This is a genomic window from Caldicellulosiruptor acetigenus (assembly GCF_026914305.1).
In the GTDB taxonomy this organism is placed as follows: Bacteria; Bacillota; Thermoanaerobacteria; order Caldicellulosiruptorales; family Caldicellulosiruptoraceae; genus Caldicellulosiruptor; species Caldicellulosiruptor acetigenus.
In genome coordinates, this window is sequence record NZ_CP113866.1 from 1,622,133 (window position 1) to 1,640,652 (window position 18,520).

The window sequence follows — 18,520 nt, forward strand, 5'->3', positions numbered from 1 at the left end:
CCCCCTTTTTCTACTTTTTTATAGGTTCACTTGAGACTCAAAGCCAAGTTCGTCTTTATACTTCTCCAATATAGGTTTTACATATTCATCGTAATACTCTTGCACCTGTGAAGGTGCCCTTCCCACAAACTTTTTAGGGTCTAAAATAGCCTCAATCTCCTCTTTTGAAAGTTTAAAACTTGGGTCATTTGAAATAAGCTCTATAAGATTATTTTCTTTCCCAAACTCTTTGACATTTCTTCCAGCTTCCATGGAATACCTTCTTATTCTCTCGTGCAAATCCTGCCTGTCACCGCCGCGCTTTACAGCTTCCATCAATATATTTTCTGTTGCCATAAATGGAAGCTCTTGCTGTATATGCCTTTCTATCATTCTCTCATACACAACAAGCCCGCTTGCAACATTGTGATAAAGGTTCAAAATAGCATCAACTGCCAAAAACGCCTCCGGAATTGATATTCTTCGGTTTGCCGAGTCATCTAACGTCCTTTCAAGCCACTGAACAGATGCTGTAAAAAGCGGGTTTTGAATATTCACCATGACATATCTTGCTAATGCACAGATTCTTTCACTTCTCATAGGATTTCGCTTGTATGCCATCGCAGATGAACCAACTTGCGTTTTCTCAAACGGCTCTTCAATTTCCTTTAAGTGTTGTAAAAGCCTTATATCATTTGCAAACTTGTAACTGCTTTGCGCAATTGAAGCTAAAACCGACAAGACCAGAAAATCATATTTTCGGGGATATGTCTGTGATGTCAGCGGAAAACTTTTTTCAAACCCCATCTTTTTGCAAACAAGCTTGTCAAGCATCTTGACCTTTTCTTCATCACCGTTAAAAAGTGCCATAAAACTTGCTTGAGTACCAGTTGTCCCCTTGACTCCTCTCAGATAAGTATGCTCCATAACATACTCCAAAAACTCTAAATCCATCACCAAATCCTGAACCCAGAGCATGGCTCTTTTGCCCACAGTGGTCAGCTGTGCAGGCTGAAAATGCGTAAATCCAAGCGTAGGCATATCTTTATACTTTAGAGCAAACTCGGACAACACCTTTATACAGTTTACAAGTTTTTTTCTGATAAGTTTTAACGCTTCATACATAATGATAATATCTGCGTTGTCTGTGACAAAACAGCTTGTTGCACCAAGATGAATTATTGGTCTTGCCTTTTTTGCCTGCTCACCAAACGCATGGATATGCGCCATCACGTCGTGCCTTAGCTCTTTTTCCTTTTGTCTTGCTACCTCATAGTTTATATCCTCTGCGTATCTTTTCATCTCTTCAATCTGCTCATCTGTAATATCAAGACCAAGCTCTTTTTGTGCCTCTGCCAGTGCAATCCAAAGTTTCCTCCAAAGCTTAAAACGTGTATCGTTTGAAAAAAGTCTTTTCATCTCATCACTTGCATATCTTGAATTTAGCGGTGTCTCATAAATATCGTTCACCTTACTTCACATCCCCACTCTGTCAATTCTTCAGCATTTGATACCATATATTATACTACTAACTTAGCTTTTCAACAAACCTCTTAATCCTCTCAAGCCCTTCTCTTATATTCTTCTCAGATGTTGCATATGAAAGTCTTATATGATTTTCCATTCCAAATCCTTCACTTGGAACTACAGCCACCTTTTCTACTTCCAAAAGAAGTTTTGCAAACGTGTTTGCCGAGTCTATTAATTTGCCTTCAAAACTCTTTCCAACAGTAGCAGATATATCAACCCATATATAAAATGCACCTTCGGGCTTTAGTGCAGATAAAAACTTGGTATCATTTACAAGGCTATAAATTAAGTCTCTTCTTTTTTCAAATTCGCATATCATCTTTTTTACGCTATCCTGCGGACCTACCAATGCTTCATATGCAGCGTACTGAGCAATTGAATTCGGGTTTGAGGTTGTGTGGCTCTGAAGGTTTGACATAATCTTTGCAAGTTCCTTGTTTGAAAGGGTATAACCAATTCTCCATCCTGTCATCGCATATGACTTTGAAACACCGTTTACAACAATTACAAACTCTTTTGCCTTTTCACTTATCGATGCTGCCGATATATGCTTTTTGCCATCATAAATCAACTTGTCATATATTTCATCAGAGATAACAAATATCTCTCTTTCAATACAAAACTCAACAATTTGTTTGAGCTCATCATATGTATAGACCATACCGGTGGGATTTGAAGGTGTGTTCAACACAATCGCCTTTGTTTTTGACGTCGCATACCTTTCAATGTCAGATACTGTTATTTTGTAGTTCTTTTCTTTTGTTGTTGGAACAACTATTACCTTCCCACCTGCAAGCTTTATAAGCTCTGGATATGTAACCCAATATGGAGATGGCAGAAGCACCTCATCACCGTCGTTTAAAAGTGCAAAAAACACGTTCATAAGTGAATGCTTTGCACCATTTGAAACAACCACTTCATCTGGAGAATAATCAACTGCATAATTCTCTTTGTAATACTTTGCAATGGCTTCTTTTAAACAGCTAATCCCCGCAACCGGCGTGTATTTTGTATACCCTTTTACAATAGCTGAAACTGCAGCATACTTAATATTATCAGGAGTGTCAAAATCAGGCTCACCAGCACCAAATCCAATTACATTTTCGCCAGCTTCTTTTAATTTTTTTGCAAGGCTATCGATGGCAAGTGTCGGTGATGCTGAAATGTTAAGTGCCTTTTGAGAATATTTCATTTTTTATCGCTTCTCTCCTTCAATTCATTTTTGCAATACTATATCATATTTATATGCATTTTTCAATAGTACTGATACAGAAAACTAAGAATTTTTCAAGTAAAAACGCAAGATGCAGATGTAAAAATTTCATTTTAAAAACCTTTCAGTAAACCTTACAAGATTAAAATAGCAAATGTCCATAATCTCCTTTTCGGAAAACCCATATTTTCCAAGTTCATTCACTATATTTGGCAAATCTTCAACATCTCTCAAGCCTTCTGGAAATTCATCTGCTCCATCAAAATCAGACCCAAACGAAATGTACTGCACACCAATTAATTCTGCAATATATGCTATATGTCTGGCAACATCATTCAAATTAGCTCTGCCTTCATTTTTCACAAATGGAGAATAAAAATTAATTCCTATTATGCCATCAAAATCTCTCACAATTTTTATCTGCTCATCTGTTAGGTTTCGCGGGTGCGGGCATAAGCTAAAACAGTTAGAATGGCTTACTATAAAAGGTTTGTTTAGATGCTTTACAACATCAAAAAAAGTTTTCTCTGATGCATGTGCAAGGTCTATGATAAAGTTTTCTTCAAGTAATTTTTTTAAAACTTCACGTCCCGTGTTTGTCAAACCTCTATCTGAATATGCACCACCGCAAAGTTTATTTTCATGATTCCACGAAAGTGTTGCACTTTTTACCCCTCTTTGTTTTAAAAGCTCTATCTCATACGTGTCATTTATAAAAGATATATCCTCGATTGAAAGTAAAACGTTTATCATACCATCTTCGATTTTTTGGCTTTTAGCTACGTTGTTTATTGTGTACTCATTTATTTTGTCCAAAAAATAAAAGGCATTTTTCAAAAAATCAATGCCTTTTTGACGTGTGTCTTGCCATATTGCCATGTATTGAAGTTTTAAATTAAGCTTATTTGCTCTTTTAAAATCAAATTGACATGAATTTTTATAAAGATTTTCACCTTTTGAAAAAGCGGTGGTCACCGTATCATTATGGGCATCGGCAAACATTTTACAAAGCTCGTTGGATTTTTGGCCTCTCATTTAAAATTCTATTGTTTCATTATCAGTTGCAAGAACAACATTTTCAAAAACCTCTTTTGCAGACATAAGATGTTCTTTTTCGTTGCACTCAGGCTTTAAATGTGTCAAAACAAGGAGCTTTGCATTTGCTTTTTTTGCAATTTCAGCTGCCTGTTTTGGACTCATATGAAATCTCTTTTCAGGTTCAATCTTCTCCACTTCCTTGTCTGTGTATGCTGAGTTTAGCAAAATTACATCTGCATCCTTGAAAAATTCTATAAGTTCTTCTTTAAATCCTGTATCACCTGAGAATCCAAAAACCTTACCATCCTCTTCAATTCTTACGGCAAAGCTTTTGTAAGGGTGCTGACCTTCCAAAAACTTGATTGTAAGATTTCCTATTCTTGTTTCCATATTATTTTCAATTTCCTTAACCCTGTACACTCCTTTTCTTATCAAATCATATTCTTCTTTTGGCTCAGAAGGTATATAAAGGTCTATTTCTTTTCCTCTTGATGCAAGATAGTATCTCAAAACTCCCAAATCGCTGTAGTGGTCAGCATGAAGGTGACTGCAAATGATAAAAGAAATCTCATCAAAAGAAATAAAGTTTAAAAGCCTTGTCAAAACTCCACTTCCACACTCAAGTAGAATATTTGCCTCTTTTGTCCTCAAAAGATACCCTGATGTAGGCTCACCCTTTGCCGGATAAGGTCCTCTTGCCCCTAAGATATTTAATATCATCTTATCATCTCCTTGTTATAAAGTAATTCTAAAAATTCAGAGATAATATTCCTGTACTTCTCCTCTTCCACCAAAAAGGAGTCATGACCATAATCAGAATCAATCTCTTTGTAAACAAGGTCAACCCCAGCTTCTAAAAGCTTGTCTCTCATATATCTCATCTGAGACAGCGGGAAAAGTATATCCGAGGTTATAGCAATGAGCAAAAATTTTGCCTTTATTCGTCTTAAAGCCTCTTCCTCGCTGCCATATGTCCTTCCCAAATCATAAAGGTCCATTGCGCGTGTGAGATAAAGATACGTGTTTGCATCAAACCTCTGAACAAGTTTCATACCCTGATAGTGCAAATAACTTTCAACTTCAAACTCGGTGTTAAACGACTCAAAAAAGCTCTCAACAGGGTCTTTCATTCGTCGATTAAACTTTTTATCCATGAGCTTGTCAGACTGGTATGTTATCATGCCAAGCATTCTGGCAATTGAAAGTCCCTGAGAAGGTCCTGTCTTGTCATAGTAGTCTCCACCGTGCCAGTTTGGGTCTGCCATGATAGCCCTTCTCATAACTTCATTGAAAGCAATGGACTGTGCGTTGAGTTTGAGCGGCGATGCAATGTTTATAACCCCGTCCATAAAATCCGGGTAGCTCACAGCCCACTCCAAAGCCTGCATTCCGCCCATGGAACCACCAACAACACACAGTATATGGTCTATTCTTAGTGCTTCTAAAAGCTTTTTCTGAACATTTACCATGTCTTTTATGGTTATTATAGGAAACCGTGCACCGTAAGGTTTCCCTGTCTCAGGGTCAATAGAAGAAGGACCAGTTGTTCCCTGGCAGCCTCCTAACACATTTGAACATATTACAAAATATTTGTTTGTGTCAATCATCTTGCCAGGGCCGACAAACTTGTCCCACCATCCAGGCTTAGGGTCATCTTCTGAATGCTTTGCAACGTGAGAGTCACCTGTTAGAGCGTGGGTTATAAGGATGATGTTATTCTTTTCTTTATTTATCTCTCCATAGACTTCATAAGCAACTGTGATTGGTCCAAATGTTTTTCCACTTTCTAATACAAAATCCTTGTTGTGAGCAAATCGTACAAATTTTTTGTAGCCCTCTTCCCAGAACTCAAATTTTTCCAACTTTCCTTTACCCCCACCAAAAAAGATTAATTAAAATGAAAGATTGCCCCATTTTGTATTTAATAAACCTTGATTTTTGGAGCAATCTTTCAATGCTAGTTGAAATGTCAGCTTAAAAACTATTTTACACTTTATTGAGTGCACTCTCAATATCATATATTAAATCTTCAATATCTTCAATACCAACAGAGAGTCTAATCATCTCTGGCAAAACTCCGGCTGCTCTTTGTTCTTCTTCTGTCAGCTGCTGATGAGTTGTTGATGCAGGATGAATAATAAGCGACTTTGCATCACCAACATTTGCAAGGTGTGAAAAGAGCTTTACATTGTTTATAATCTTCTTTGCAGCACTGTAGCCGCCTTTTGGTCCAAATGTGAAGATAGCACCCGGTCCTTTTGGAAGATACTTCTTGTAAAGCTCATAATACTTGTTGCCTTCTAAAGCTGGATAGTTCACCCACTCAACCTTTGGATGGTCATTTAAAAACTTGGCAAGTTTTATTGCATTGTCAACATGTTTTTGCATTCTCAAAGAGAGCGTCTCAACACCAAGCAGTATCAAGAACGAATTAAATGGCGAGATGCATGCGCCAATGTCTCTAAGAAGCGTAAGTCTTAGCTTTGCAATGTATGCAGCGTTCCCAAACTCTTTTGTGTAAACAAGTCCATGGTAGCTTGGGTCTGGCTGAATCAAATCTGGGAATTTTTCATTCCACTCAAATTTGCCAGAGTCAACAACAATCCCTGCAATTGATGTTCCATGCCCGCCCAAAAACTTTGTCATTGAATATACAACAATATCTGCTCCATGTTCAATAGGACGAAATAGATACGGTGTTGCAAATGTGTTGTCAACAATAAATGGAATCCCATGCCTGTGGGCAATCTCAGCTATTGCTTCAAAATCAGGTATGTTTATATTGGGATTTCCAAGAGTTTCTACAAATACAGCCTTTGTCTTGTCTGTGATTGCCTTTTCGAATTCTTCTGGATAATCGGGATTGACAAACTTCACCACAACGCCAAGTTTTCTAAGAGTATGAGCAAAAAGGGTGTATGTCCCACCGTACAAAGTGGATGCCGCAACAACCTCATCACCGCTTCTTGTGATGTTTAAAATCGCATAAGTGATGGCAGCCTGCCCTGAAGAGGTAGCAACAGCTCCAACACCACCGTCCAATGCTGCAATTCTTTTTTCTAAAACATCTGTTGTCGGATTTCCTATTCTTGTATAGATATTTCCTGCTTTTTTGAGTGCAAACAGGTCTGCTGCTTCTTCAGGTGTCTCGAAAATGTAAGAGGTTGTCTGGTAAATTGGGACAGCTCTTGATTTTGTCTCTTTGTCAACAAACTGCCCTGCATGAAGTTGAAGAGTATCAAAACCATATTTTCTTTCCATCATGTCTTTTCCCCTTTCGTTAATTTTATAATATCTTGGTTTTTAAAAAAGATAAAAAAATAGTCTTCCTGCAGATAAGCTACAAGAAGACTTTTTTTCAAATCTTCTTACTTCTTATCTGCCAGGTATTTTAAAAAAATACCTGCTGGAATTGGCACCAAGAAAAAGGGCTATAGCCTACCTTTTTCCGGTTGCCGGGCTTCATTGGGCCAGTCCCTCCGCCACTCTTGATAAGAAGTAATTTTTCGATATTCAATTTTGTTGTTTTGATTATACCATTTAAAAATACATTGGTCAATACTCTACTTTTTAAATCTGAATTCTTGGATTTTCTTCAGACATTCTGTAAATTACAATTTTTCTGCCAATCACCTGCACAGGCTCTGCGTTTAGTTTTTCGCAGATATAAGCCATCGCTTCTTTTGGATTCTTATCGCAGTTCTTCTCAAGGGTAATTTTTATAAGCTCTCTTGCGGTGAGTGCTTCATCTATTTGTTTGAGCACCCTTTCTGTAATCCCTTCCTTGCCAATTCGAATAATTGCATTCATTGTGTTTGCCATGCCCCTGAGTTTTGCTCTTTGTTTGGATGTTAGCAAGATATTTTTCACCTCTTTTATGAATTTAATTTTCGATTTATAAACTAAAACGGCAGAAAGGAACTTGCCTTTCTGCCGGCGTTTTTTTATTTTTTAGACCTCTACTTCTTTTCGAGACCTGCGCCGCTGCTTCTCGTACTCCGGATCCCCCTTTTTCCAACCGCTTCTTACCTTCTCAACCACCTTTTGTTTTGATACATCCACAACAAACCCGTTTTCCTTAAAACAAAAGTATGTGGTATTACCTACCTTGCAGTTCCCACAATTGATGCACTCCATTTAGAAAAGATAACCTCCAAACCTTTTAAGAATTTGTTTTTGCTTGTCAATTATTTTAACCCATTTTCACTGTTTTGTCTATATCCATTTTTATGATAAATCTAAAACTTATTCATAATATTCAAACTCAACATCAAGTATCCTCACAATGTCGCCATCCTGGATTCCCATTTCTCTTAGCTTGTCAAAGACCCCAAGCTTGTTTAAGAAATTTTGAAAATACCTGAATGAGTCATGGTCATTTAAAACTATGTTTCTTGCAACCTTCTCCACAACTGTTCCTTCTACAATATATACACCATTTTCTTTTCTGATAGTCAATGGCTTTACATCCTTTTTCTTGTAGTACACAAAAGTCCGTGGCTTTGTATCCTCTTCGACATTTTCGGCTGCTTTTTGCTGCTTCAAAAGTTCATAAGCCCTTTTTAAAACCTCTCTTACACCCATACCAGTTGCAGCAGAGACAGGATACACTTCATACCCCATCTTTTCAATTTCTTCTTTGAAAAGTTCAAAATACGCCTGGGCATCAGGAAGGTCCATCTTGTTTGCTGCAACAATCTGCGGTTTTTGGGCAAGCTCTGGACTGTATTTTTTAAGCTCCTCATTGATTTTTATAAAATCCTCAACAGGCTCTCTTCCTTCACTTCCCGACACATCAACAATATGAATCAAAACCTTTGTTCTTTCAACATGTCGCAAAAACTGATGTCCCAAACCAGCTCCTTCACTTGCCCCTTCAATAAGCCCTGGTATGTCTGCTAATACAAAACTCTCACCCTCGCTGATATATACAATTCCAAGGTTTGGATACTTTGTTGTAAATGGATAGTTTGCTATCTCAGGTCTTGCGTTTGTTGCAACGGATAAGAAGGTTGACTTCCCAACATTTGGATAGCCGATGAGCCCAACATCTGCTAAAACTTTGAGCTCCAATATCACCCAAAGTTCATCACCTTTTTCCCCCACTTCAGCAAATCTTGGCACTTGACGGGTTGATGTTGCAAAGTGGGCGTTGCCTCTACCACCTCGTCCACCGTGCGCAACAATTGCTCTGTCGCCTTCTCTTGACAGGTCAGCAATTATCTCACCAGTTTCAGCATCTTTTATTACAGTTCCAACAGGAACCTTTATTATCAAATCCTCACCGTCTTTGCCGTGCATATTGTTAGGTCCGCCACGCTCACCATTTTGTGCCTTGTAATGTCTTTTGTATTTAAAATCAAGCAAGGTGTTCAGCTCTCTGTCAGCAACAAATATAACATCTCCGCCTTTCCCGCCATCGCCACCTGCAGGACCACCTGCTGGAACGTACTTTTCACGCCTGAATGCAACTATGCCATCTCCACCGTCCCCTGCTTTGACATAAATCTTTGCTATGTCCACAAACATGAAAATCTCACCTCTTTTAAGAACAACTAAAAGATACAAAAAAAGAGACAAACCTCTTTTGTCAGTTTGCCTCTTTTTGAAAAGCGTTAAACCATCATAGATTTTTATTGAACAGCAACCATCTCTTCAGCTGGAATAACAGACACAACTTTTCTTCCTCTCTTGTTTTCAAACTTTACATACCCTGTAACCAAAGCAAAGAGGGTGTCATCTCCACCACGACCGACATTTTTGCCTGGGTGGAATTTAGTTCCTCTCTGTCTTACCAAGATGTTTCCTGCCAAAACAAACTGACCATCTGACCTTTTAACACCAAGTCTCTTTGACTCGCTGTCTCTTCCGTTTCTTGTTGAACCACCAGCTTTCTTGTGTGCAAAAAGCTGAATGTCAAATATTAGCTTCATCTTCTTTCACCTCCACTTTAACATATTTGGGATACTGAGATTCTAACTCTTTTAACGCTAAATATGCTGTTTGAAGAAGAAGCGAACAGCCTTTTGTTACTTCTTCATTGTTATTTAGCACTTCAAATTCCAAATAGCCTTCTTTTTGTTCTAAAAAGTGCTCAGCTTTCAATATCTCTATACAGCCATTTACGTTTGCAAGTACTATTGAAGAGACTGCACTGCACACTATGTCTTTACCTTTTGGGGCAAAATGGCTGTGCCCTTTGACAACTATTTTATAATACCCTTTCTTTTGTGATTTTAAAAAAGTAGCTTCAATCATGGTTAATAATTTAATTTGCTTATTTTGCTATTTTTGTTATCTGAATCTTTGTATACCACTGGCGATGTCCAAGCTTTCTGTGGTAACCTGTTTTTGATTTGTAAGTAAATACTATGATTTTTTTGTCTTTTGCATGTTCCAAAACCTTCGCTTCAACATATGCGCCATCTACATATGGCTTTCCAACAACAAAACCGTCGTCAGACGAAATTGCCAACACCTTGTCAATCTTTACTACAGAATCAACATCAGCTTTTAATTTTTCAACCTTTAAAACATCGCCTTCCTGCACCTTATATTGCTTTCCACCTGTTTCAATTATTGCATACATCTTCTTTTCCATACCTCCTGCTTTTAAGAAATTTTTCAAATTCTGCCTGCACGCCGCTACGGGAGCAATTTGCCCTTTGCGAGCGCTCACAAAACAACATTCAATATTATAGCATTGAATATTGCCCATTACAATAGCAAATTTTCCTCAAAACCCTTTGTGTCTTTATCATTTTGTTTCTTTGTAAAACCTCTCTTTTTCACTGTAAATGCAGCCGCAATACTTTTGCATATAAAGTCCTATTTCTCTTGCTTTTTGCCTTCCTTCTCTAAATCCTTCCCTGAAATCTCTATAATAAAATTCAATTTCATATTTTTTTGAAATTGCTTCTCCAAGTTCTTTTATAAGCTCATGCTTTTGATAAGGACTTACCAAAAGAGAGGTTGTAAAGGCATCAAACCCACTTTTTTTAGCAACTGAAGCAGTTCTTTCTAACCTTACAGAATAACAATAAATACACCTTGCATTTTCTCTAAAAGCACAGTTTCGCAAAAACTCTTCCAAAGGGTACTCTTCTATCACAATAAGTTTTTTACCCCGCAGGTCATAAAAAAGCTTTGCTGAATCTAATCTGTTTTTAAACTCTGTATAAGGATGAATGTTTGGATTGAAAAAAAGCCCAAAAACTTCATGCCCTTCTTCACTTAGCTTTTCCAAAGGATACACACTGCAAGGACCACAACATGTGTGCATAAGTAATCTCATCTTTTATCACCGCTCTCTTTGACCCTAAACTTTATCTTTGCTATGTGATTTATGGCTTTTTGAGTTGCAACTCTTCCTCGCGCAGTTTTTACTAAAAAACCTTCCTGAATCAAATAAGGTTCGTAAATATCTTCAATTGTCCCTTCATCTTCGCCAATGGCAGCTGCAATTGTAGAAAGTCCAACAGGTCCTCCGCCAAACTTGTAAACTATCGCTTCTAAAATGTTTCTGTCAACAAGGTCAAGTCCATATTCGTCCACCTCAAACATCTCAAGACCACTTTTTGCAACTTCATATGTTATACTTCCTGTGTGCTTTACCATAGCATAATCTCTAAGTCTTCTAAGTAGCCTGTTTGCAACTCTTGGAGTTCCTCTTGAGCGCTTTGCAATCTCTATGCATGCTTCCTTTTCTATATCGCACTTTAAAATGCTGGCAGACCTCATAACAATTTGGCTCAGCTCTTCAACTGTGTAGTAGTCAAGCCTTTCTATTATTCCAAACCTGTCTCTCAGCGGCGATGATAAAAGACCTGCCCTTGTTGTTGCTCCAATGAGTGTAAAAGGTGGCAAAGTCAATCTTATGGTCTTCGCGGACGGACCTTTGCCAATCACAATGTCAACCTTTTTGTCTTCCATTGCGGGATATAAAACCTCTTCGATTGTCCTGTTTAATCTGTGAATTTCATCAATGAATAGAATATTATTTTCACCAATATTTGTAAGAATAGCAACAAGGTCGCCTGCTCTTTCTATTGCAGGGCCAGATGTTACTTTTATATCAACTCCCATCTCATTTGCAATGATGTTTGCCAATGTTGTTTTTCCAAGACCGGGTGGACCATACAAGAGTACGTGGTCAAGCGGTTCTTTTCTTTTTTTGGCAGCTTCAATAAAAATTTTTATTTTTTCTTTCACTTTTTGCTGGCCAATATAATCTTCAAGTGTCTTTGGCCTTAATGACTCCTCATGAACATCCTCAACAGAAAACTTATTATCCAGTAATCTCTCCATTTTATTTCATTCCTCTTTGGATTTATTTTTTCTCAAATCTTTGATAACTTTTTCAAAGCAAGTTTTATTCCATCTTCCAAAGAAAGTTCAGAAAAATCTTCGGATGAAAGAACCTGGTTGACTTCATCAATGTCATACCCCAAGGATAAAAGTGCTAAAGATATTTCTTCAAGTTTTTCGTAAGCTTTTTCTTCTTTACCTGTAGTGGCAGCCACTTTGAACTCTTTTTTGAGTGTCTCTTTGAGCTCAAGAATTATCCTACTTGCAGTTTTTTTCCCAATTCCTTTTACCTTCTCAAGTCTTGCCACATTTCCCTTTGCAATCTCAACAATAAGTTCTTGAAAGTCTATTGAAGAAAGAATCTGAAGAGCTAATTTGCTGCCAACACCGGTTACCTTTTGAAGCTTTAAAAAAAGCTCTCTTTCCTCTCTTGTCAAAAAACCATAACATTCAAGCTCTGATAAGTTTTCGTTAAACTTTAGGCTAACATACACTTTCTTTTCTTTGCCTAAAAATTCAGAGAATTTTGTGCCATTGCAAAATATTTTTATGTATATATTGTTATAATTGAAGATAACATAGTTACTAAATACCTCTTGAATTATTCCCACAATAGAATCTATCATACTTCATCCTCCTGATAAAGTACCGAAGAGCTTGACAGTATATGACACATTGCAACAGCCAAAGCATCCGCAACATCATCTGGTTTGGGAATCTCAGGAAGACTCAGCAAGCTTTTTACCATTTTTTGTATTTGAGTTTTATCTGCTCTACCATATCCAGTTATGGATTGTTTAACTTGCAGGGGGGTATATTCGTAAATGCTCAGGTTATTTTGAATACATGTGAGAATAATCACACCTCTTGCCTCACCAATTGTGATAGCAGTTTTTGAGTTTTTGTTGAAAAAAAGCTCTTCAATTGCAACAACATCAGGCTGGTACAGCGAAATTATGCTACAAAGCTCAGTATAAAGATGTAAAAATCTCATCGACTTTTTAAGGCTGCTTGAAGTTTCTATTCTGCCATAGTCGATTACCTTAAACTCTGAACCATTTTTAGACTCTACAATTCCATAACCAGTCAGCGCAATTCCAGGGTCAATACCAAGCACTCGCAACTTCTCTCAAGTCCTTTCTTTGTATTTCGAATTTTTAAACCATACAAACATTGATTCTTTATTCATTTTAGCACAATTTAATTTTTTTATCCACATAATATATGCTTGCATTTTTATTCTTTTTAATTTATAATTATGCATTGAAGGAGGAAAGGATAATGGAATTTGTTGTTCGAAGAGCAACTTATGATGATGTAAAGGCTATAAAAGAGATAACAAAAGAGGCGTTTACAAAGTATTGTGAGCTTGCAGGTATTGACCCTGCCAAAAATGCAGCTGTAAACGAAACAGAAGAGGATATAAAAAGGGATATTGACACAAAAGAGGTTTATGTTGCTTTTATGGATGGAATAATTGTGGGCACTATTAGAGTGGAGATATTTCCTGACAAGACGGCGTATATAAGTAGATTTGGAGTAAGACTCAACTATCAAAATAACGGTGTTGGAAAAGCTCTTATGAAGGTTGTGGATGAAAGATTAAAAGAACTTGGGGTCAAAAAGGTTTATCTTCACACAGCGTCAAAAGTTCGCGACCTTGTTCGATTTTATTATGCAAGAGGCTTTTACATTGTATCAACATCAAATGAAAATGGGTATATTAGAGCACTTTTGTGTAAAGAATATGATGAAGAAAACTAAAGGGCTTTGCAAAGCTCATTGTAACATGGGAATTTTGAGCTTCTTGTGCGTGCAAAGCCCTTTTTGATTTTAATTTCTATCTTAATCAAAATTACCTATAAAACTTTTCTGGCAGCCATTCTTTTACAGTTTCAAACATCTCATCTACCATCTGGCGTATTTGGTCTAAATCCAAAACAGCACTTGTGAGAGGGTCCATCATAATTGCATGATAAACTGCTTCCCTATCACCTGTCAAAGCAGCAATTACGGCAAGCTCTTGAACGTTTATATTTGTCCTGTTCAAAGCTGCAAGCTGTGGTGGTAGATTCCCAACATAAGTTGGCTGAATACCATTTTTGTCAACCAGACATGGCACTTCAACGCAGCATCCTTCAGGTAAATTTGTTATCAAACCTTTGTTTTCAACATTACCATTTATTACACTCGGACTGTTTGTCTCTATGGAATGGATGATAGTTGCACAGTATTCGTTACTTCTCTTGGGGTCGATGTAGTCTGCCTCTGCCATTTTCTTCAGGTCTTCAAGCAAAGTTTTCGCAGCATCTAAACAGCAGTGCAGATACATGCCATTGTAATGTTCTTTATGCCATGAATGTGTTCTATGTATTTTATTTATCCAATCGTCGCTCTTTCTAAAATAGGGAACATATTCAGACATGTGAAAACTTGACTCTGTTACATAATATCCAAAATGTTTTAGTATCTCGAATTTTGTAACATCCTGTGTATAGATTTCAGGGTCATTTGCTTTTTCCCTTATAAGAGGATATGCATCTTTCCCATTCCACTCAAATTTTAAAAACCATGCCATATGGTTTATACCTGCGCATAAGTATGAAATTTCTTCCATTTTTGCCCCAATAATTTTTGCTAAAAATTCAGCAGTTCCTTGAACACTATGACAAAGCCCTACATTTTTTATGTTCGTAGCTTTATTCAACGCCCAGCAATTCATTGCCATTGGATTTACATAGTTAAGAAGAAGAGCATCTGGACAAAGCTCTTCCATGTCCTTTGCAATGTCAAGCAAAACCGGTATTGTTCTAAGAGCCCTAAAAACTCCACCTGGACCTATTGTATCACCAACTGCCTGTTTTACACCGTATTTTAGAGGAATGTAAATGTCATATTCGTAAGGTTTTAAACCTCCGACTTGTATTGTGACAATCACATATTTTGCACCTTTTAAAGCCTCTTTTCTATCAGTTGTGGCTTCAAGCCGGGTAGAATACTTCTCCTGGTCAATGAGTTTTTGCAGAGCTTTTCTCATAAATTCAAGCCTTATACTGTCAATGTCCATAAGCGCTATTGTAGAGTCTCTTAGCTCTGGATACGACAAAATGTCTCTTACCAAGTTCCTTGTGAAAACTCCACTTCCCGCCCCTATGATAGCTATTTTGAGCATACCCTCATCTCCTTCCATATGAATATATCTTTTATTTTAACCTTTCGGCCGCTGTATTTAAATCTAATAATTTAGATTTTATAAAACAAACAAGACAGCTTCTCAATTTAGCACTTTTCAAGAAGCTGTCTTGCTCATAAGGTGAATACAATTAATTTTCTTTCTTCTTTAACCTGATTACATTCCATGAGAATTTGGGCAATATGGATGTTAAAATATTGCCTTCTATCTTTGAATTTCCACCTTTGTGGGGCACAACATTGTCAGGATTTTCTGCAGTGTTTCCTTTGTAAATATCATCACTTTCATATACAATGTGCTCCACAACCTCAAAGCCTTCAAAACCATCAAGCTTAAATTCGACTTGCATCTCCTCTTCTAAATCTCTGTTGACTGCAAAGACTGTTATTTCACCCTTTTCCTCATTGTAAGTTGCAACTGTTTCAATGTATGGAACATCAGTAAAGTCTTTTGAATCATATTTAGGAGAATTTACCTTGGGAAGCAGTGCAACTCCATGTCCAAAGTTTGCAGCATGCATGAAAGGATAATAGATTACCTGTCTGTAAGCAATTCCACCCTTTACAGTGGTAATTGGGGCAATTACATTTACAAGCTGTGCCATGCACGCCATCTTGACTCTATCACAGTGTTTCAAAAGCGCAATCAGCATACATCCCACCAAAATTGCATCCTCGAACACATAATCTTCTTCAGCAATAGCACGAATTTGAGCCCAAGGCTCTGCTTTTTGGTCTTTTCCCTCAAGATGAGCATGGTACCATACATTCCATTCGTCAAATGAGATATTGACAACCTTTTTGCTTCTCTTTTTAGCCTTTACATAGTCAATTGTTGATATAACTGTTTTAATAAACTCTTCCATTTCAAGCGATTTTGCAACAAAGTTCTTTGTGTCCTTTTCAGGATTTCCATAGTACACATGTAGCGACACATAATCTACAAGGTCATATGTGTGGTCTAAAACAATTGCTTCCCACTCAGGAAATGTTGGCATTTTGGGACCTGAGCTTCCCGCTGCAACAAGCTCTATAGTGGGATCTATCCACTTCATAACCTTTGCTGTCTCTCTTGCAATTCTGCCATACTCATGGGCTGTTTTGTGACCTATCTGCCAGTCACCATCCATCTCGTTCCCAAGACACCATACTTTTATGTTGTGTGGCTGTTCATAACCATGCTGACGTCTCAAATCACTGTAGTATGTGCCGCCTGGGAAGTTGCAATACTCAACTAAGTTTCTTGCAGCGTCAATTCCACGTGTGCCAAGGTTTACTGTCATCATAACAGAGGTGTTTGCTCTTTTTGCCCATTCAACAAATTCGTTTACACCAACCTCATTTGTCTCGATGGCTCTCCACGCAAGCTCAAGTCTTCGCGGTCTTTTTTCTTTTGGACCAATACCATCTTCCCAGTTATACCCCGACACAAAATTGCCGCCAGGATATCTTACAATAGGAACATTCAACTGCCGAACAAGTTCTAAAACATCCTTTCTAAACCCCATTTCATCAGCCTGTGGATGGTCTGGTTCATAGATTCCTGTGTATATTGCTCTTCCCATGTGTTCCAAAAATGAACCATAGATTCTCTTGTCTACTTGCCCAATCACAAACTCCTTATCGTAGATGACTTTTGCTTTTTTCATGTTTCTTTTCATCCTCCCTCAAAGTTAGTAATGATTTTAAATTATTGTTCGATATTTATTTTCAAAGAGTCATACCCCGCAAATTTTTAAACTTGTATGACTCTTTACAAGCTCTTTATTTTACTTTTTTCCCCCAAACCGCAATTCCTTTGTTGCTAAGACCAGTGAAGACCAAGGTGGGCTTCCAGTTCTCCCAATCCCATGCAGGGATGACCTTGACAGTTTCAACTTCATAAACCTTTTTGGTTTTATCTTTGCACCAGTTTAGTTTTATCGTATTTGGTGAAACAAATGTCCAAAAGTCACTACTATTTTCAGAATTTATCTTTCCACTCTTAAGAAGAGTAATTTTTACTGGCTCTGACTGGAGATAATCATACGGGTCAAGCACTATCCTTTCCCAACTGCCAACAACCAGGTCTTTAGACAGAACCTGTTCTTTTTCACCTGCATACCTCTCAGGTGATACAACAGGCCATCCATCATCTGTCCACAGGATTTTTCGCACATGTAGATAAGGCCAGTTTTTATCCAAAGCTCCTCTTGCATGATGGATTATATAATAATCATTCCCATCTATCAGTACAGAGTTGTGTCCTGGTGCAATCCAACCATCATCATTTTCGAAATGATAACCGCCCAAAATCTTAGTTCCAACTTCAGAAGGGGGAGATTCAATATCAGTCATAAGTTTGCCATTGTAATCCACATAAGGTCCAGTAATTTTGTCTGACCTTCCTACACGAACATTGTAATCGTTAAACAGCGAATCATATGAGACAAAAAGATAATATTTTTTAAATTTTGGATTGTAAATGATATACGGTCCTTCGATTGCATCTTGAACACTCATATCTCTTCTTGCAATTAACTTACCAAACCCTTTTTCAGCGGGCTTGCCTGTTTTTTTATCAATTTTGATTATATATATTCCCCCAAAGAAAGAACCATACACGAGCCAGGGCTGACCATTTGCATCAAATGTAAGGCACGGGTCAATTGCGTTGACAACATCTCCCTGTTTTGTTTTTATAACCTCACCTTCGTCTTTCCATGGCCCTTCTGGATTTGTAGCTGTGGCTAAACCAATATACGATTGATTCTTTCCAAATTGAGACGCAGCATAATAAAGGTAGTATTTTCCATTCATCTTTTTTATATCTGGAGCCCAAAGATTTGTTGCCTGGGTCCATTCATAAGCGCCTTTTGGAATACCACCATAAACATAATCTTTTCCATTGAATACATATCCAACAAACTGCCAGTTAATCAAATCTTTTGATTTTCGAATTTGTATTCCTGGTTTTGGCACACCACCAACTTTTACATCAGTAGAGTATATATAGTACCATCCGTTATCAGCTTTGATAATTGCAGGGTCATGAACATTGTTGACCGTCCACTTCTTTTCATCGTTTATAATTGACAGATCATATAAGGTTATTTTTGGAGGTGCTTTGGGGTAAGTTACTTTAATATTCTTGGTTGATGAAACGCTAATATCTTTTTTACCTGCTGAGGCAAAGACTAATACATTTACTAAAACAACTATTACACAAAGAAGAATTAAAAGTCCACCTTTTAAAATCAAATTTTTATTTCCCACACTCAT

At 37.5% G+C, this 18,520-nt stretch carries 20 protein-coding genes and 1 riboswitch; of the genes, 1 reads left to right on the forward strand and 19 read right to left on the reverse strand.

The genetic code is table 11. The annotated features are described in order from the left end of the window. Nucleotides 1-18: 18 nt before the first annotated feature. From purB to ruvC, 16 genes are all read right to left on the reverse strand, one after another. Nucleotides 19-1,449 (reverse strand): adenylosuccinate lyase, encoded by a 1,431-nt coding sequence (gene purB / locus OTK01_RS08060; protein WP_029228259.1) that lies wholly within the window; start codon nucleotides 1,447-1,449, stop codon nucleotides 19-21. A 58-nt stretch (nucleotides 1,450-1,507) separates the two neighbouring features. Further along, complete coding sequence (locus OTK01_RS08065; protein WP_029228258.1) at nucleotides 1,508-2,701, reverse strand: pyridoxal phosphate-dependent aminotransferase; 1,194 nt, start codon at nucleotides 2,699-2,701, stop codon at nucleotides 1,508-1,510. 129 nt (nucleotides 2,702-2,830) lie between these two features. Continuing rightward, complete coding sequence (locus tag OTK01_RS08070; protein ID WP_029228257.1) at nucleotides 2,831-3,724, reverse strand: dipeptidase; 894 nt, start codon at nucleotides 3,722-3,724, stop codon at nucleotides 2,831-2,833. A gap of 33 nt (nucleotides 3,725-3,757) precedes the next feature. Then, entirely contained in the window at nucleotides 3,758-4,480 is a 723-nt protein-coding gene (locus tag OTK01_RS08075; protein WP_014042096.1) for an MBL fold metallo-hydrolase, read from the reverse strand. Beyond that, entirely contained in the window at nucleotides 4,477-5,622 is a 1,146-nt protein-coding gene (metX, locus tag OTK01_RS08080; protein WP_029228256.1) for a homoserine O-acetyltransferase MetX, read from the reverse strand. The genes OTK01_RS08075 and metX overlap by 4 nt, the downstream gene beginning before the upstream one ends. A gap of 124 nt (nucleotides 5,623-5,746) precedes the next feature. Then, nucleotides 5,747-7,024 carry an O-acetylhomoserine aminocarboxypropyltransferase/cysteine synthase family protein gene (locus OTK01_RS08085; RefSeq protein WP_029228255.1) on the reverse strand — a complete coding sequence of 426 codons (1,278 nt, stop codon included), beginning with the start codon at nucleotides 7,022-7,024 and terminating at the stop codon, nucleotides 5,747-5,749. Nucleotides 7,025-7,132: 108 nt separating this feature from the next. Then, nucleotides 7,133-7,258: riboswitch (SAM riboswitch) on the reverse strand. 72 nt (nucleotides 7,259-7,330) lie between these two features. Beyond that, nucleotides 7,331-7,618 carry a YhbY family RNA-binding protein gene (locus tag OTK01_RS08090; protein ID WP_029228254.1) on the reverse strand — a complete coding sequence of 96 codons (288 nt, stop codon included), beginning with the start codon at nucleotides 7,616-7,618 and terminating at the stop codon, nucleotides 7,331-7,333. Nucleotides 7,619-7,711: 93 nt separating this feature from the next. After that, on the reverse strand, nucleotides 7,712-7,897 hold the full coding sequence (locus OTK01_RS08095; protein WP_011917100.1) for a hypothetical protein: 186 nt from the start codon (nucleotides 7,895-7,897) through the stop codon (nucleotides 7,712-7,714). A gap of 108 nt (nucleotides 7,898-8,005) precedes the next feature. Continuing rightward, nucleotides 8,006-9,289, reverse strand: a complete 1,284-nt coding sequence (obgE, locus tag OTK01_RS08100) for a GTPase ObgE (protein ID WP_029228253.1) — start codon at nucleotides 9,287-9,289, stop codon at nucleotides 8,006-8,008. Between the two features lie 104 nt (nucleotides 9,290-9,393). After that, nucleotides 9,394-9,693, reverse strand: coding sequence for a 50S ribosomal protein L27 (gene rpmA, locus OTK01_RS08105; RefSeq protein WP_013290701.1), 300 nt, complete (start codon nucleotides 9,691-9,693; stop codon nucleotides 9,394-9,396). Beyond that, complete coding sequence (locus OTK01_RS08110) at nucleotides 9,677-10,018, reverse strand: ribosomal-processing cysteine protease Prp (protein WP_029228252.1); 342 nt, start codon at nucleotides 10,016-10,018, stop codon at nucleotides 9,677-9,679. The genes rpmA and OTK01_RS08110 overlap by 17 nt, the downstream gene beginning before the upstream one ends. Nucleotides 10,019-10,037: 19 nt before the next feature. Beyond that, nucleotides 10,038-10,349: a 50S ribosomal protein L21 gene (gene rplU / locus OTK01_RS08115; protein ID WP_011917095.1), complete on the reverse strand. Its 312-nt coding sequence runs from the start codon at nucleotides 10,347-10,349 to the stop codon at nucleotides 10,038-10,040. Between the two features lie 168 nt (nucleotides 10,350-10,517). Further along, nucleotides 10,518-11,054 (reverse strand): epoxyqueuosine reductase QueH, encoded by a 537-nt coding sequence (locus tag OTK01_RS08120; RefSeq protein ID WP_029228251.1) that lies wholly within the window; start codon nucleotides 11,052-11,054, stop codon nucleotides 10,518-10,520. Beyond that, the gene (gene ruvB / locus OTK01_RS08125) at nucleotides 11,051-12,067 is read right to left on the reverse strand and encodes a Holliday junction branch migration DNA helicase RuvB (RefSeq protein ID WP_013432411.1); all 1,017 of its coding nucleotides are present in this window, start codon (nucleotides 12,065-12,067) and stop codon (nucleotides 11,051-11,053) included. The genes OTK01_RS08120 and ruvB overlap by 4 nt, the downstream gene beginning before the upstream one ends. Before the next feature lie 32 nt (nucleotides 12,068-12,099). Further along, nucleotides 12,100-12,693, reverse strand: a complete 594-nt coding sequence (gene ruvA, locus OTK01_RS08130) for a Holliday junction branch migration protein RuvA (RefSeq protein WP_029228250.1) — start codon at nucleotides 12,691-12,693, stop codon at nucleotides 12,100-12,102. Continuing rightward, nucleotides 12,690-13,190, reverse strand: a complete 501-nt coding sequence (ruvC, locus tag OTK01_RS08135; RefSeq protein WP_029228249.1) for a crossover junction endodeoxyribonuclease RuvC — start codon at nucleotides 13,188-13,190, stop codon at nucleotides 12,690-12,692. Before ruvC ends, ruvA begins: the two co-directional genes overlap by 4 nt. Before the next feature lie 158 nt (nucleotides 13,191-13,348). On the opposite strand from ruvC, the gene OTK01_RS08140 reads away from it, so the two are divergent. Continuing rightward, nucleotides 13,349-13,831, forward strand: a complete 483-nt coding sequence (locus tag OTK01_RS08140; RefSeq protein WP_011917090.1) for a GNAT family N-acetyltransferase — start codon at nucleotides 13,349-13,351, stop codon at nucleotides 13,829-13,831. 91 nt (nucleotides 13,832-13,922) lie between these two features. Here OTK01_RS08140 and melA read toward each other — a convergent pair whose 3' ends face one another. The 3 genes from melA to OTK01_RS08155 form a co-directional block, all read right to left on the reverse strand. Then, nucleotides 13,923-15,239 carry an alpha-glucosidase/alpha-galactosidase gene (gene melA / locus OTK01_RS08145; RefSeq protein WP_029228248.1) on the reverse strand — a complete coding sequence of 439 codons (1,317 nt, stop codon included), beginning with the start codon at nucleotides 15,237-15,239 and terminating at the stop codon, nucleotides 13,923-13,925. Between the two features lie 151 nt (nucleotides 15,240-15,390). After that, nucleotides 15,391-16,908, reverse strand: coding sequence for an arabinosylfuranosidase ArfA (gene arfA / locus OTK01_RS08150; RefSeq protein ID WP_029228247.1), 1,518 nt, complete (start codon nucleotides 16,906-16,908; stop codon nucleotides 15,391-15,393). Between the two features lie 115 nt (nucleotides 16,909-17,023). Continuing rightward, on the reverse strand, nucleotides 17,024-18,520 hold the full coding sequence (locus OTK01_RS08155; protein WP_029228246.1) for an arabinan endo-1,5-alpha-L-arabinosidase: 1,497 nt from the start codon (nucleotides 18,518-18,520) through the stop codon (nucleotides 17,024-17,026).

Coding starts and splice junctions, on each gene's coding strand:
- rpmA (WP_013290701.1), bottom strand. CDS start 9,693: ATGAAGCTAATATTTGACATTCAGCTTTTTGCACACAAGAAAGCTGGT.
- OTK01_RS08070 (WP_029228257.1), bottom strand. CDS start 3,724: ATGTTTGCCGATGCCCATAATGATACGGTGACCACCGCTTTTTCAAAA.
- rplU (WP_011917095.1), bottom strand. CDS start 10,349: ATGTATGCAATAATTGAAACAGGTGGAAAGCAATATAAGGTGCAGGAA.
- OTK01_RS08085 (WP_029228255.1), bottom strand. CDS start 7,024: ATGATGGAAAGAAAATATGGTTTTGATACTCTTCAACTTCATGCAGGG.
- OTK01_RS08155 (WP_029228246.1), bottom strand. CDS start 18,520: ATGAGTGTGGGAAATAAAAATTTGATTTTAAAAGGTGGACTTTTAATT.
- ruvA (WP_029228250.1), bottom strand. CDS start 12,693: ATGATAGATTCTATTGTGGGAATAATTCAAGAGGTATTTAGTAACTAT.
- OTK01_RS08095 (WP_011917100.1), bottom strand. CDS start 7,897: ATGGAGTGCATCAATTGTGGGAACTGCAAGGTAGGTAATACCACATAC.
- ruvB (WP_013432411.1), bottom strand. CDS start 12,067: ATGGAGAGATTACTGGATAATAAGTTTTCTGTTGAGGATGTTCATGAG.
- OTK01_RS08065 (WP_029228258.1), bottom strand. CDS start 2,701: ATGAAATATTCTCAAAAGGCACTTAACATTTCAGCATCACCGACACTT.
- OTK01_RS08110 (WP_029228252.1), bottom strand. CDS start 10,018: ATGATTGAAGCTACTTTTTTAAAATCACAAAAGAAAGGGTATTATAAA.
- OTK01_RS08120 (WP_029228251.1), bottom strand. CDS start 11,054: ATGAGATTACTTATGCACACATGTTGTGGTCCTTGCAGTGTGTATCCT.
- arfA (WP_029228247.1), bottom strand. CDS start 16,908: ATGAAAAAAGCAAAAGTCATCTACGATAAGGAGTTTGTGATTGGGCAA.
- melA (WP_029228248.1), bottom strand. CDS start 15,239: ATGCTCAAAATAGCTATCATAGGGGCGGGAAGTGGAGTTTTCACAAGG.
- OTK01_RS08075 (WP_014042096.1), bottom strand. CDS start 4,480: ATGATATTAAATATCTTAGGGGCAAGAGGACCTTATCCGGCAAAGGGT.
- obgE (WP_029228253.1), bottom strand. CDS start 9,289: ATGTTTGTGGACATAGCAAAGATTTATGTCAAAGCAGGGGACGGTGGA.
- OTK01_RS08140 (WP_011917090.1), top strand. CDS start 13,349: ATGGAATTTGTTGTTCGAAGAGCAACTTATGATGATGTAAAGGCTATA.